Source organism: Actinosynnema sp. NPDC023658 (assembly GCF_040639995.1).
GTDB lineage: Bacteria > Actinomycetota > Actinomycetes > Mycobacteriales > Pseudonocardiaceae > Actinosynnema.
This window is the reverse complement of the sequence record NZ_JBFAAX010000153.1, coordinates 1-12540: the sequence shown is the minus strand read 5'-3', so window position 1 is coordinate 12540 and position 12540 is coordinate 1. Positions and strand designations below refer to the sequence as shown.

Below are 12540 nucleotides of genomic sequence, written 5' to 3'. Positions count from 1 at the left end.
CGGCGAAGGGGTGGCGCTGGGACCGGCCCGTGCACCCCCCGTGCTTCTGGTACGGGTCTCAGGCGACCGCGACCTCGACCGGGTGCACGCCCGGCCCCTCCGCGTTGACCGACGCCTGCCCGTTGCCGGACCGGTGCAGCGCGCGGATGGTCCACGTGCCCGGCGCGGCGAAGAACCGGAAGTCGCCGTCGGCCGAGGACACGACCTCGGCGGTGAACTCGCCCGAGGAGTCGAGCAGCCGCACGAACGCGCCCCCCACGGGGGTGCCCTCGGAACGGACCTTGCCGGTCAGCACGACCTCGTTCGCGCCGACCTGGATGTCCACGCCCTGCTCGGGTGCGCCGCAACCGTCCAAGCTCATGATCAGCCCTCCTTGCCGCTGCCGAGTTCGACGGGCACGCCGACCAGCGAGCCGTACTCGGTCCAGGAACCGTCGTAGTTCTTCACGTCCTCGTGGCCGAGCAGCTCGTGCAGCGCGAACCACGTGTGCGACGAGCGCTCGCCGATCCGGCAGTAGGCGATCGTCTTGCGCGAGCCGTCGAACCCGGCCTCGCCGTAGATCTCGGCCAGCTCCTCGTTCGACTTGAACGTGCCGTCCTCGTTGGCCGCCTTGCTCCACGGCACGTTGATCGCGCTCGGGATGTGGCCGGCGCGCTGCGCCTGCTCCTGCGGCAGGTGCGCGGGCGCGAGCAGCTTGCCGGAGAACTCGTCGGGCGAGCGCACGTCGACGAGGTTCTTGTTGCCGATCGCGTCCACGACCTCGTCGCGGAACGCCCGGATGGCGAGGTCCTGCTCCTGGGCGGTGTAGGTGGTCGCGGGGCGCTCCACCTGCTCCTTGTCCAGCGGACGACCGTCGAGCTCCCACTTCTTGCGGCCGCCGTCGAGCAGCTTCACCGCGTCGTGGCCGTACAGCTTGAAGTACCAGTACGCGTAGGCGGCGAACCAGTTGTTGTTGCCGCCGTAGAGGATGACGGTGTCGTCGTTGGAGATGCCCTTGGCGGACAGCAGCTTCTCGAAGCCCTGGCGGTCGACGAAGTCGCGCCGGACCGGGTCCTGGAGCTCGGTCCTCCAGTCGATCCTCACGGCGCCCGGGATGTGACCCCCCTCGTAGGCGGTGGTGTCCTCGTCCACCTCCACGAACACCACGCCGGGCGTGGTCAGGTTCTCCTCGGACCAAGCGGCCGAGACCAGGACGTCTTCACGGCTCATCGAGCTGCTCCAATTTCTTCGTTTCTACTGCGACGGTGTCACTGGGGTCGGGCGAGTGCGGGCGCGTGGCGGCGCAGCACCAGGAACAGCTCGCAGCCCAGGCACAGGCCCAGCGCGGCGTTGAGCAGCGCGGCGACCAGCGCGGCGGACGTCGCGACGACCCCGAGTGCGGTGAGCCCGGAGGCGTAGCCGACCGTGCCGATCAGGGCGAACACGAACCCGACGCCCTGCGCGAACCGCAGCGGGGCGGCCTCCTCGCGCTCGGTCGTCGGCTTGATCCTCGGCTGCACGGCGAACCGGTAGACGTGGCCCCAGGGGTTGAGCTTGAGCGAGATGAACGCGCACATCCCGAACAGCACGGTCTGCGCCGCGAGCAGGCGCCACGACCCGGACAGCAGCACGACCGCCAGCACGGCGGTCGTGATCCAGGCGCTGAAACGCGGGCCGCGCGGGTCGACCGGCGCGTCCTTCGGTTTCGTGGCGGTGGCTTCATTCGGCACGGCGACCTCCTGACGGTGGACAAGACTGGTAGTCCGTCTCAGGCGGTGTTAAGGGCAGGCACACACACCCGTCAAGGGCGTGCGGGCCGCCGGGGACCGCCCGGTCAGCTCGCCGCGCGACACAGGCTGCTGCGCACGCGGCACAGGTCAACCGCGAGTCGCTTGGTCAGCAGCGTGGTCATGTGTTCGAGGGTAGCCGCTCGTCCCTGTGGTCGGGAGTGGCGTCCACAAGGTGGGAGTTGCCAGGTTCACCCGATCGGTCGAGGCAGGTGTGGGCGCAAAGCCGCAATAAGCGTGTCGGGCTTCGGGAGCCCGCCGACCCTCAGGAGCTCCCCGCCGGACCGGTCGAACGCCAGCGTCGTCGGCGCGCGCAGCACACCGAGGTCCGCAGCGACCTCCGGCAGGTCGGTGACGTCCAGCTCGACGTGCCGCAGCCCCTCGGTGCGACCGGCGAGGTCCTCCAGCAGGGCGCGGGTCCGCCGGCAGTCGGCGCAGAACGCCGTGGACAGCTGCACCAGCGTCACCGGTGCGCCCGGGACGAGCAGCTCGCGCACGGGTCCGGGCAGCTCACGCCCGTTCGAAGCGGCTTCGGGAACGCGCACGCGGCCGTTCCGCGCCCGCAGCACCACGCCGATCGCGGCGGTGATCGCCACCGCGCCGAGCAACGCCCACAGACCGGTCACCTACTTGCCGCCTCCGTCCAGGGGGATGTCGTTGATCGCGCCTTCCACGGTGAACGCGCCGCTCTCCACCCTGACAGCCGTCGGCGTCACCGTGAAGGGGAGCGTGCCGGGGTCGATGGTCACGCTCAACGCCTGGCGCACCACGCCGAGCACCGCGTCCAGCCCCTCCAGGGCCATGTCGTCCAGCTCGACGTCGTTCATCCCGATCATGACCTGGCCGTTGACCAGCGACACCGTGCCGTAGGCGGTGATGCGGATGGTGCGGCCGGCGACCTTGGTGTTGCCCGACAGCTTCACCGCCGCGACCGTCGGGTCCGGCTTCTGCCCGGCGGGCGGCTCGGTGCGGTTGTCCGGCTCGATCGCCATGTCGGTGAACGGCGTGACCTGGTTGACCAGGCGGTTCAGGTCGTTGGCCTTGATCTTGACGCTGCCCCGGACCTGGTCGATCTTCGCGCCGCGCGTGTCGCCCGCCAGCAGGTCGGACAGGCCGATGCGGGTGTGGTGCAGGTTCGCCCGGATCTCCAGGTCGCGCAGCTGGTCGCGCACGGGCACGCCGGTGGCGCTGATCTCGATGTCCCGGTAGTCGCCCGCGATGGCCTGGGTGAGGAACGGGAAGCCGTTGATCCGGACCGACGGGTCCTCGCTCAGCCCGAACTTCTCCCGCATCTTCTGCGCGACCTGGTACTCGCCCGCCGCGGCCAGCGCGAAGTCGGCCGCGACCAGCAGGCCGATCACGACGATCGCGGCGATGATCAGCTTGCGCCCGCGCGTGGGACGGCGGCGCTTGGTCTCGGTCGCGGTCATCGCCTGCCCTTTGTCTGGATGAGATCGGCCTGGGACTGGGTGGGGTCGGTCGGGTCGGGGTGGCGGGAGTGCTCGTCCAGCCAGGTCGCGATCCGGTCCACCAGGGCGGGCGTCATCGCGGACTCGGCGTGCCTCACGCCGGGCTCCAGCCACAGCTGCGCGCCACCGCCCGCGGCCCGGTGCAGCGCGACGGCGTGGGCCGGTCCGAAGTAGTGGTCCTGCTCGCCGTGCACGATCAGCAGCGGGGTCGGCGCGATGCGGTGGACGACCTCCAGCGGGCTCTCCGGCGCGGTGAGCCACGGCGGGCCGAGGCGCACGCCCAGCGCGCGGGCGGCGAGCCGGCCGTGCGGCTGTTCGAGCAGCCAGTGCACCCGGCGCATCGCCACCGTGTCGCGCACCCACCAGCGGGAGGGCGCGCTGACCGCGGCCACCGCGTCCGGCCGGTCCTCGTGCAGGCCAGCGTGGCGCAGCGCGATGGAGGCGCCCATGGAGAACCCGACCGTCACCACCCGGCGGTACCCGAGGTCGCGGGCGAGCGAAACCCCGGCCGCGAGGTCGTGGATCTCGTCACCGCCCACGCTGGACCGCCCACCCGAGCGGCCGTGGCCGCGGAAGTCCAGCGCGACGACCCCGCCGTGCCGCGCGAACCGGCGCAACACCCGGGACACGAACGGCTTGCGGACGTGGTTGGTGAAGCCGTGCCCCACCACGAATGCGAGATCCGTCACGGAGGGTGTCGACCTCACATGCAGGCCGTGCAGGGGGACAGCGTCGTGTGACATGGATGTAACAGGCGTGACGCTTGTGGAAACAACTGTGACTCTGCGCTGCTGACCTGGGTCTTTTGTGGCGTGCACCGGTATCGTCTCCGTCATCCGCAGGCAACGGGGCCCGGTCACCGTACTTCGCCTGTGCTTGGTCGGTGACCACGCACCGGCCGAACGAGAGGGCGCCGCGATGAGCATCGACGTGCTGCTGCTGACCACCGACTCCGATCCAGAGGCGGTTCTCCCCGCGCTGTCGCTCCTCCCGCACGAGGTGCGTCCGCTGCGGCCGGAGGTGTCGGCGCTGCTGGAAGCCGGTCCGCACGACATCGTCCTGGTCGACGCCAGGACCGACCTGGTGGCCGCGCGCAGCCTGTGCCGGCTGCTGGACTCCAGCGGGGTGGACGTGCCCGTGGTGGCCGTCGTCACCGAGGGCGGCCTGGTCGCGGTCAACTCCGACTGGAGCGTGGACGAGATCCTGCTCCCCACCTCCGGCCCGGCCGAGGTGGACGCCCGGCTGCGCCTCGTCCGGTCGCGCCGCGGCACCACGCAGCCCGGCGGCGACGGCTCGCTGCAGCTCGGTGAGCTGGTCATCGACGAGGCCACCTACACCGCCCGCCTGCGCGGCCGGCCGCTCGACCTCACCTACAAGGAGTTCGAGCTGCTGAAGTACCTGGCGCAGCACGCGGGCCGCGTCTTCACCCGCGCCCAGCTGCTCCAGGAGGTGTGGGGCTACGACTTCTTCGGCGGCACCCGCACGGTGGACGTCCACGTCCGGCGGCTGCGCGCGAAGCTGGGCCCCGAGCACGAGTCCCTCATCGGCACCGTGCGCAACGTGGGCTACAAGTTCGTCCGCCCCCCGCGCCCGGGCAGCGCCCGCCGCGTCGACCAGGTGGTCGAGGGCTCGGACACCCCGATGGACGACGCCGAACTGATCTACCGTGCTTGATTGCCGCTGCTTCGCAGGCGGCGGCTCGGTCGCCTGAGAGTCGGCCGCTCGTGCCTGATCTGCCGACGATCGAAGTGCGTGATCGCCGGCAAATGAGTCGCGAACGACCGACGCAACCTCGCGGCGAGGGTCGACTTACGGGGCAGGCCCCAGGCGGTCGCGCGGGGCGAGGACAATCGACCGCGTGGAATTGAGCTGGTTCGAGGAGCTGTCACCCGAGCAGTCCGACGAGGTCTCCGGTCTGCTCGGGGCCGCCCAAGCCGCGGACGGCGTCGCCCCCGTCGGGGAAGCCGTCGAGCTGCGGCTGCGCCCCGGTTCGCCCGGGAGCAGGCACCTGATCGCCCGTGACGGCGACGAGCTGGTCGGCTACCTGCACCTGGACGTCTTCGGCGACTCCGACGGCAACGAGGTGGCCGAGCTGGCCGTGCACCCCGAGCACCGCCGCCGCGGCATCGGCAGCGCCCTGGTCGAGGCCGTGGCCGACCGCGCCAAGCCCGTCCGGGTCTGGTCGCACGGCGGTCACCCCGGTGCCGAGGCGCTGGCCGCGAAGCTCGGCTACCGCAAGGTCCGCGAGCTGCTGCGCCTGCGCCGCCCGCTGGACGCCGAACTGCCCCCGCCCGTCCTCCCCGAGGGCGTCACGCTGCGCCCCTTCGTGCGCGGTCGGGACGAGGCCGCGGTCGTCTACGTCAACCACCGCGCGTTCTCGTGGCACCCCGAGCAGGGCTCGATGAGCATCGAGGACCTGCGGGAGAAGGAGCAGCAGCGCTGGTTCGACCCGGCCGGGTTCCTCCTGGCGGTCGCCGCCGACGGACGGCTGCTCGGCTTCCACTGGACCAAGGCGCACACCGCCGAACTGGGCGAGGTGTACGTGGTGGGCGTCGACCCGGACGCGCAGGGCGGCGGCCTCGGCAAGGCGATCACCCTCGCGGGGCTCGCGCACCTGCGCGACACCGGCCTCACCGAGGTGATGCTGTACGTCGAGTCCGACAACGCCGCGGCACTGGCCGTGTACAAGCGGTTGGGCTTCACGCTCTGGGACTCGGACGTCCAGTACGCCCGGTAGTGACAAACCCGTCACGCCCTGCGAACGCGCAGGTCACGGGACACCCAAAAGGCGGTGTACTCGGTCACTTCCCGTGTGGTGTTCACTTCTCGTTCACCTCCTCCTGGGTGCTTGTCCACCCTCGCTACCTAACGTCCGTGCCGAGCGGCGGAGGTCCGCCGCTCGACATCCGCTTCCGTAGCTGGAGGACCTTCAGGTGAAGACCAAGCGACACGGCGCCGTTCTCGGCCTGATCGCGGCCGGTGCGCTTCTGCTCACCGCATGTGGCAGCGACGACAACACCGCCGGTGGCACGGGCACGACGTCGGCCGCGGCCGGCGAGACGTCGGTCCCCGTCGAGTGCGGCGGCAAGTCGAAGCTGAGCGCAGAGGGCTCTTCGGCTCAGCAGAACGCGATCGCCACGTTCATCCAGGCCTACCAGGCGAAGTGCGCCGGCTCCGACCTCGCGTACAACGCCTCGGGCTCCGGCGCGGGCGTCAAGCAGTTCAACGCGGGCCAGGTCGACTTCGGCGGCTCCGACTCGCCGCTGTCCGAGAGCAAGGGCGAGGTCGCCGCGGCGGCCGAGCGCTGCAAGGGCAACCCGGCGTGGAACCTGCCGCTGGTCTTCGGCCCGGTCGCGCTCGGCTACAAGCTCCAGGGCGTCACCGACCTGACGCTGACCGGCGAGCTGGCCGCCAAGATCTTCAACGGCACCGTCAAGAAGTGGAACGACCCGGCCATCAAGGCCGTGAACGGCAGCGCGTCCCTGCCGGACAAGGACATCAAGGTCGTCTACCGCTCCGACGAGTCCGGCACCACGGACAACTTCCAGAAGTACCTGACCGCCGCCTCCAAGGGCGCGTGGACCCAGGGCGACGGCAAGCAGTTCAAGGGCGGTGTAGGCGAGGCCAAGGAGAAGTCCGCCGGTGTCGCGCAGGCCGCCGGTTCGGTCGACGGCGCCATCACCTACGTCGAGCTGTCGTTCGCGCAGGACAACAAGCTGTCCATCGCCAAGATCGACAACGGTTCCGGCCCGGTCGAGCTGACCGACGAGACGGTCGGCAAGGCCATCGACGGCGCCAAGGTCAAGGGCACCGGCAACGACCTGGTCCTCGACCTGAACTCGATCTACGGCTCCACCACCGCGGGCGCCTACCCGCTGGTGCTGGCGACCTACGAGATCGTCTGCTCCAAGGGCTACGACGCCGACACCGCGAAGGCCGTCAAGGCGTTCCTGACGGTGGCGGCGACCAGCGGCCAGGGTGGTCTGGCGGACGCGGGTTACGCTCCGCTGCCCAAGGCCTTCCAGGACAAGCTGCTGACCGCCATCACGGCCATCGCCTGACCAGGCCGGCACACTTCCCGGGAACGCCATTGCGATGAGTGACCGCAAAGTGGCCCTCCGCCCCTCGGGTACCGGTACGCCCGGTGCCCGTGCGGGCGTTCCGGCCGCTCGACCCGACTCGGAGGCTCCGATTCCCCCGACCACGGAAGCCGACCAGAGGAACCACGTCCGGCCGGGTGACCGGATCTTCGCAGGCCTGGCCACCGGGTCGGGCATCTTCATCGTGGTCCTGATCGCGGCGATCGGCGTCTTCCTGCTGCTCCAGGCCATCCCGTCGCTCGGACTGGACAAGGTCAACTTCCTGACCAGCCGCGAGTGGTCCACCGGCGACGTCAACGACATGCGGTACGGCATCCTGGACCTGCTCCTGGTCACCGTCGTGTCGTCCGCGTTCGCCCTGGTCATCGCGATGCCGATCGCCCTGGGCATCGCGCTGTTCCTCACCCAGTACGCGCCGCGCCGGCTCGCCCGGCCGTTCGCCTACGTCATCGACCTGCTGGCCGCCGTGCCGTCGATCATCTTCGGCCTGTGGGGTCTGCTGGTGCTCGGCCCGGTGCTCACGCCGGTCGGTGAGTGGCTGGTGTCGAGCCTCGGCTGGATCCCGCTGTTCGCCGCGGGCAACGTCAGCATCGAGCTCGGCGGCACCATCTTCACCGCCGGCATCGTGCTGGCGGTGATGATCCTGCCGATCATCACCGCGGTCAGCCGCGAGGTGTTCGACCGCACCCCGGTCACCCACGTCGAGGGCGCCATCGCGCTCGGCGCCACCAAGTGGGAGGTCGTGCGCACCACCGTGCTGCCGTTCGGCAAGGCGGGGTACGTCAGCGCCTCCATGCTCGGCCTCGGCCGCGCCCTCGGAGAGACGATCGCGCTGACGATCATCCTCAGCGGCACCGGCGCGGCGTTCGGGTGGAGCCTGTTCGACGGCGGCGCGACCTTCGCGTCCAAGATCGCGCTGGCCGCGCCCGAGTTCAACGACCCGCGCACCGCGGGCGCCTACATCGCCGCGGGCCTGGTGCTGTTCGTGCTCACCTTCGGCGTCAACGCCATCGCCCGGTCCATCGTCGCCGGTCACAAGGAGTACGAATGACGACCGACACGGCGGACCTCAACCGCCTCGCCACGCCGCCCACGTTCCAGAGCATGAGCGGCGCGCGGAAGTTCAAGAACGGCGTCGCCACCGTCCTGGTGTACGGGGCGTTCCTCGTCGCGATCGTCCCGCTCGTCTGGGTGCTGTACGTGGTGGTCGAACGCGGGTTCCCGGTCGTGCTGGACGGCGACTGGTGGCAGAAGTCCCTGTCCGGCCTGCTGGGCCGGCAGCAGGGCGGCGGCGTCTACCACGCGATCTACGGCACGTTGGCGCAAGGCCTGGTCTGCGGGCTGCTCTCGGTGCCGCTCGGCCTGTTCGTCGGCGTCTACCTGGTGGAGTACGGCGGCCGGTCCAGGCTGGCCCGCGCGACCACGTTCATGGTCGACATCCTGACCGGTGTGCCGTCCATCGTGGCCGCGCTGTTCGTCTACACCCTGTGGATCACGTACTTCGGCTTCGGCCGCAGCGGGTTCGCGGTGTCCCTCGCGCTGGTGCTGCTGATGGTGCCGGTGATCGTGCGGACCACCGAGGAGATGCTGAAGATCGTGCCGGACGAGCTGCGCGAGGCGTCCTACGCGCTGGGCATCCCCAAGTGGAAGACGATCGTGAAGGTCGTCGTGCCGACCGCGCTGTCCGGCATCGTCACCGGCATCATGCTGGCCCTCGCCCGCGTCATGGGCGAGACCGCGCCGGTGCTCGTGCTGGCCGCGTACGCGCCGTACATCAACTACAACCTGTTCGACGGGCCGATGGCGTCGCTGCCGCTGCTCATGACGTCGGAGCGCAACAACCCGACGCAGGCGGGCTTCGAGCGGATCTGGGGCGCGGCGATCACCCTGGTCATCATCATCACGCTGTTCAACCTGCTGGCGACCGTGATCTCGCGGTGGCTGGCTCCGAAGACGAAGTGAGCGGGCGGTCATGGCCAAGCGCATCGACGTGAAAGACCTCAACCTCTACTACGGCAAGTTCCACGCCGTCGACGGGGTTTCGCTCGCCGTGCCGCCGAAGAACGTGACGGCGTTCATCGGCCCGTCCGGTTGCGGCAAGTCCACCGTGCTGCGGTCGTTGAACCGCATGCACGAGGTGGCGCCCGGCGCCCGCGTGGACGGCACCGTGCTGCTCGACGGCGAGGACATCTACGCGTCCTCCGTCGACCCGGTGCAGGTCCGCCGCACCATCGGCATGGTGTTCCAGCGCCCCAACCCGTTCCCGACGATGTCCATCCGGGACAACGTGGTGGCCGGGCTGAAGCTCGCGGGGGAGCGGAACAAGAAGAAGCTCGACGAGGTGGCCGAGCGGTCGTTGCGCGGGGCGAACCTGTGGAACGAGGTGAAGGACCGCCTCGACCGGCCGGGCGGCGGCCTGTCCGGTGGTCAGCAGCAGCGGTTGTGCATCGCGCGGGCGATCGCCGTGCAGCCGGACGTGCTGCTGATGGACGAGCCGTGCTCCGCGCTGGACCCCATCTCGACCCTGGCGATCGAGGACCTGATCACGGAGTTGAAGAAGGAGTACACGATCGTCATCGTGACGCACAACATGCAGCAGGCCGCGCGGGTCAGCGACCAGACCGCGTTCTTCAACCTGCTGGGTGTCGGTCAGCCGGGTCGGCTGATCGAGGTGGACGACACGGAGAAGATCTTCTCCAACCCGAGCCAGAAGGCGACGGAGGACTACATCTCCGGCCGTTTCGGCTGATCGGCGCAGTCGTGCCGCAAGCCCTCCCACCAGCGGTGGGAGGGCTTCTGCGCGTTCGGGTGACACGGGAACCGGGTGCTCGCCCCAGCCGTCAAAATCGAGACACGGTCCTCCGTTCGGGGGTACCGTGACCGTTGGGATCGGCAGACTCGCAGGGGGTAACCGTGGCGGCGGAAGGTGCGTGGAGCGCACAGTCCATGCAGGCGATGACGGCCAGCATGGTCGGCCTGAAACAGGCCGCCGAGTCGGGCTCCTTCGCGATCAGCCAGGAGGGTGCCGAGGCCTACCTGAAGGCGATCGACAACGCCCAGAAGGACCTGCGCAAGATGGACGGGGACGTGGCGCTGCTCCGCCAGGACGTCAAGCTGGGGACCAGCCCGGACGCGACCGCGATGACCCGTTACAACCGCGAGGGGGTTGAGGGCGGGGCAGGCACCTCGGGCATCGTTCCGGCCATCGACCAGTTGAAGTCCGCACTGGAAGAAGCCCGATTGGCGCTCCAGAAGGCGATCGAGAACTATCGCGAGGTCGACGACTCGAACGCCGGCACTTACCAACGCTACTGAGGGTGGAGATCAGTTGAGCAAGGGAATGTCGGTCCGCGCCGTCCTGGTGTTGACGGTGCTGGGAGCGGTGACCACGGCGTGCACCACCGGTGGAACCCCGACACCGGGGGCGACCACCGCCACGTCGGCCCGTACCTCGGAGGCCACGACCACCACCAAGCCCTCGACCGGCGGCGACTCCCTCGCGGATTTCGACGCGTGCGAGGCCTTGCAGTCGGCGGCCGGCCAGTTGAAACTGACCGAGATCGAGGCCGACGGGAAGGCGTGTGACGCTGAGTTCTCCGCGACCACGTCGGTGACGCTGAAGGCGCAACCATCGCTCAAGATCGACGAGGCGGTCGGCAAGGAGTTGTCGGACATCACTGTCGGGTCGCGCAGGGCGAAGCTCGTCAAGGCTCCCTCCTCCCAGACATCGTGCCTGGTCGCGGTCGAGGTGACCAGCACCTCCCGGGTCGACGTCGTAGCGTCCGCGAACGCGTCATTGGACGAAGCGTGCGAGGCTGCCACCAAGGTCGCCACCGCCATCGAACCGAAGCTGCCGAAGTAACCCAGGGGAGAACGTCGTGACGCCGCCCAACTCGCAGCCGTCGTACGCACCGCCGCCGGCGCAGAACAGCCAGGCGACCAAGGTTACCTACGCCGGGCAGACGGAAGCCGAACTGCGCGCCGAGTACGAGCGCGAGCGCGCCGCCAACCCCGGGATCTTCGGCGCCATCACGACGCTCGACGACTACCTGCGCTACAAGCAGCAGTCCGCTCAGTACCAGGCGAACCAGGAGAAGCAGCTCGAGCAGGTGGTGGAGAACTACCGCCCGCCGCTGTCCCCCGCGGGCTCGCACTACCTGGGTTACGACCACGAGACCCTCAAGTCCATGGTCACCGAGAACATGGCGCCCAGCACCGCGAACGAGCAGGGCGAGGCCTGGACCAAGATCGGCAACACGCTGGCCGAGCTCCAGTCCAGCCTGACCAGCGCCACGGCCGCCAGCAAGGGTGCGTGGCAGGGTGCGGCGGCGGAGTCGGCGCAGGGGTACTTCACCAACGTCGCCACCTGGTCCGGCAACGCGGCCCAGGGCGCGCAGCTCACCGGCAACAAGCTCTACGCCCAGAGCACGGCCGCCGAGCAGGCGAAGAACGCGATGCCCGAACCGGTCAAGTTCAGCACCGCCGATGCCTACAAGATGCTGTTCTCCGAGCCCAACCCGTTCAAGTGGGCCGGCACGATCGACCAGATCGAGCAGAAGTTCGAGGAGAAGCAGCAGGCCCACGAGCGGGCCGCCGAGGTCATGACGACCATGTCCCAGGACTTCCAGGAGTCGGGCTCGACCATGCCCGCCTTCTCCCCGCCCCCGCCCATGGAGGGCACGGGCGGCAGCGGGGACTCCAACCAGAACGGCACGGGGCAGATCAACGGTCGGCAGAGCGTCCCCGGCGGCACCGGGACGGGCACTGGCACGGGCACCGGCAGCGGGTTCGGCGACCTCGGCGGTGGCGGCGTCCCCGGACCCGGCGGCACGGGCGGTGGTGGCACGGGTGGCACCGGCGGCAGCGGTGGCAGCGGTGGCAGCACCAACCAGTCCGGGTGGAACGGTCCCACCGGTGGCGGCAGCACGACGCTGCCCGGCGGCGGCACCACGAACCTGCCCGGTGGTGGCGGCGGTGGCGGCGGGCCCTACCCGCCCGGCTTCCTCCCGCCCGGCGCCGGCCCCAACAACCGGTCGACGGTCCCGCCCGGCGGACGCTCCGGCCTGCCCAGTGGCTCCGGCGGTGGCCGAGGCGGCGGCGGTGGTGGCGGTGGCGGCCAGACGCCGTCCGGCGCGGCGCACGCCCTCGGCGGGCTCGACGCGATCCTCATCCCCGGCGGTTTCGGGGTGCGCGGCATCGAGGGCA

Annotated in this window: 16 protein-coding genes; 9 read left to right on the top strand and 7 right to left on the bottom strand. The window is 70.1% G+C overall.

Annotation, left to right across the window (positions count from 1 at the left end; translation table 11 throughout):
* Positions 1-58: 58 nt before the first annotated feature.
* The 7 genes from AB0G02_RS18095 to AB0G02_RS18065 form a co-directional block, all read right to left on the bottom strand.
* On the bottom strand, positions 59-361 hold the full coding sequence (locus AB0G02_RS18095; protein ID WP_360795368.1) for a DUF1416 domain-containing protein: 303 nt from the start codon (positions 359-361) through the stop codon (positions 59-61).
* A gap of 2 nt (positions 362-363) precedes the next feature.
* On the bottom strand, positions 364-1209 hold the full coding sequence (locus tag AB0G02_RS18090) for a sulfurtransferase (protein ID WP_360795365.1): 846 nt from the start codon (positions 1207-1209) through the stop codon (positions 364-366).
* Between the two features lie 38 nt (positions 1210-1247).
* Positions 1248-1709, bottom strand: a complete 462-nt coding sequence (locus AB0G02_RS18085; protein WP_360795363.1) for a DUF4395 domain-containing protein — start codon at positions 1707-1709, stop codon at positions 1248-1250.
* Positions 1710-1813: 104 nt separating this feature from the next.
* Positions 1814-1891, bottom strand: coding sequence for a putative leader peptide (locus AB0G02_RS18080; protein ID WP_360103130.1), 78 nt, complete (start codon positions 1889-1891; stop codon positions 1814-1816).
* Between the two features lie 66 nt (positions 1892-1957).
* A complete protein-coding gene (locus tag AB0G02_RS18075) occupies positions 1958-2392 on the bottom strand; it encodes a thioredoxin family protein (RefSeq protein ID WP_360795360.1) in 435 nt (144 codons plus the stop codon).
* Complete coding sequence (locus AB0G02_RS18070) at positions 2393-3196, bottom strand: DUF2993 domain-containing protein (RefSeq protein WP_360795357.1); 804 nt, start codon at positions 3194-3196, stop codon at positions 2393-2395.
* A complete protein-coding gene (locus AB0G02_RS18065) occupies positions 3193-3924 on the bottom strand; it encodes an alpha/beta fold hydrolase (protein WP_360795350.1) in 732 nt (243 codons plus the stop codon). The genes AB0G02_RS18070 and AB0G02_RS18065 overlap by 4 nt, the downstream gene beginning before the upstream one ends.
* A 229-nt stretch (positions 3925-4153) precedes the next feature.
* On the opposite strand from AB0G02_RS18065, the gene AB0G02_RS18060 reads away from it, so the two are divergent.
* The 9 genes from AB0G02_RS18060 to AB0G02_RS18020 form a co-directional block, all read left to right on the top strand.
* Positions 4154-4909: a response regulator transcription factor gene (locus tag AB0G02_RS18060; protein ID WP_360795347.1), complete on the top strand. Its 756-nt coding sequence runs from the start codon at positions 4154-4156 to the stop codon at positions 4907-4909.
* 208 nt (positions 4910-5117) lie between these two features.
* The gene (gene mshD, locus AB0G02_RS18055) at positions 5118-5972 is read left to right on the top strand and encodes a mycothiol synthase (RefSeq protein WP_360795374.1); all 855 of its coding nucleotides are present in this window, start codon (positions 5118-5120) and stop codon (positions 5970-5972) included.
* Between the two features lie 196 nt (positions 5973-6168).
* Positions 6169-7296 carry a phosphate ABC transporter substrate-binding protein PstS gene (gene pstS / locus AB0G02_RS18050; RefSeq protein ID WP_360795344.1) on the top strand — a complete coding sequence of 376 codons (1128 nt, stop codon included), beginning with the start codon at positions 6169-6171 and terminating at the stop codon, positions 7294-7296.
* Between the two features lie 34 nt (positions 7297-7330).
* Positions 7331-8386 carry a phosphate ABC transporter permease subunit PstC gene (gene pstC / locus AB0G02_RS18045; RefSeq protein ID WP_360795341.1) on the top strand — a complete coding sequence of 352 codons (1056 nt, stop codon included), beginning with the start codon at positions 7331-7333 and terminating at the stop codon, positions 8384-8386.
* A complete protein-coding gene (gene pstA, locus AB0G02_RS18040; RefSeq protein ID WP_360795338.1) occupies positions 8383-9297 on the top strand; it encodes a phosphate ABC transporter permease PstA in 915 nt (304 codons plus the stop codon). Before pstC ends, pstA begins: the two co-directional genes overlap by 4 nt.
* 10 nt (positions 9298-9307) lie before the next feature.
* The gene (gene pstB / locus AB0G02_RS18035; protein ID WP_360795335.1) at positions 9308-10084 is read left to right on the top strand and encodes a phosphate ABC transporter ATP-binding protein PstB; all 777 of its coding nucleotides are present in this window, start codon (positions 9308-9310) and stop codon (positions 10082-10084) included.
* A 197-nt stretch (positions 10085-10281) separates the two neighbouring features.
* On the top strand, positions 10282-10650 hold the full coding sequence (locus AB0G02_RS18030) for a hypothetical protein (RefSeq protein ID WP_360795332.1): 369 nt from the start codon (positions 10282-10284) through the stop codon (positions 10648-10650).
* Positions 10651-10675: 25 nt separating this feature from the next.
* Entirely contained in the window at positions 10676-11197 is a 522-nt protein-coding gene (locus AB0G02_RS18025) for a DUF3558 family protein (RefSeq protein WP_360795371.1), read from the top strand.
* Between the two features lie 16 nt (positions 11198-11213).
* Positions 11214-12540: hypothetical protein (locus tag AB0G02_RS18020; RefSeq protein WP_360795329.1), on the top strand; the 1327-nt coding region annotated here is incomplete at its 3' end.

What these genes read in the sequence shown, in the direction of transcription:
- AB0G02_RS18030 (WP_360795332.1), top strand. Translation starts at nt 10,282, where the DNA reads ATGCAGGCGATGACGGCCAGCATGGTCGGCCTGAAACAGGCCGCCGAG.
- AB0G02_RS18090 (WP_360795365.1), bottom strand. Translation starts at nt 1,209, where the DNA reads ATGAGCCGTGAAGACGTCCTGGTCTCGGCCGCTTGGTCCGAGGAGAAC.
- AB0G02_RS18070 (WP_360795357.1), bottom strand. Translation starts at nt 3,196, where the DNA reads ATGACCGCGACCGAGACCAAGCGCCGCCGTCCCACGCGCGGGCGCAAG.
- AB0G02_RS18095 (WP_360795368.1), bottom strand. Translation starts at nt 361, where the DNA reads ATGAGCTTGGACGGTTGCGGCGCACCCGAGCAGGGCGTGGACATCCAG.
- AB0G02_RS18025 (WP_360795371.1), top strand. Translation starts at nt 10,676, where the DNA reads ATGTCGGTCCGCGCCGTCCTGGTGTTGACGGTGCTGGGAGCGGTGACC.
- pstB (WP_360795335.1), top strand. Translation starts at nt 9,308, where the DNA reads ATGGCCAAGCGCATCGACGTGAAAGACCTCAACCTCTACTACGGCAAG.
- pstA (WP_360795338.1), top strand. Translation starts at nt 8,383, where the DNA reads ATGACGACCGACACGGCGGACCTCAACCGCCTCGCCACGCCGCCCACG.
- AB0G02_RS18060 (WP_360795347.1), top strand. Translation starts at nt 4,154, where the DNA reads ATGAGCATCGACGTGCTGCTGCTGACCACCGACTCCGATCCAGAGGCG.
- pstC (WP_360795341.1), top strand. Translation starts at nt 7,331, where the DNA reads ATGAGTGACCGCAAAGTGGCCCTCCGCCCCTCGGGTACCGGTACGCCC.
- AB0G02_RS18080 (WP_360103130.1), bottom strand. Translation starts at nt 1,891, where the DNA reads ATGACCACGCTGCTGACCAAGCGACTCGCGGTTGACCTGTGCCGCGTG.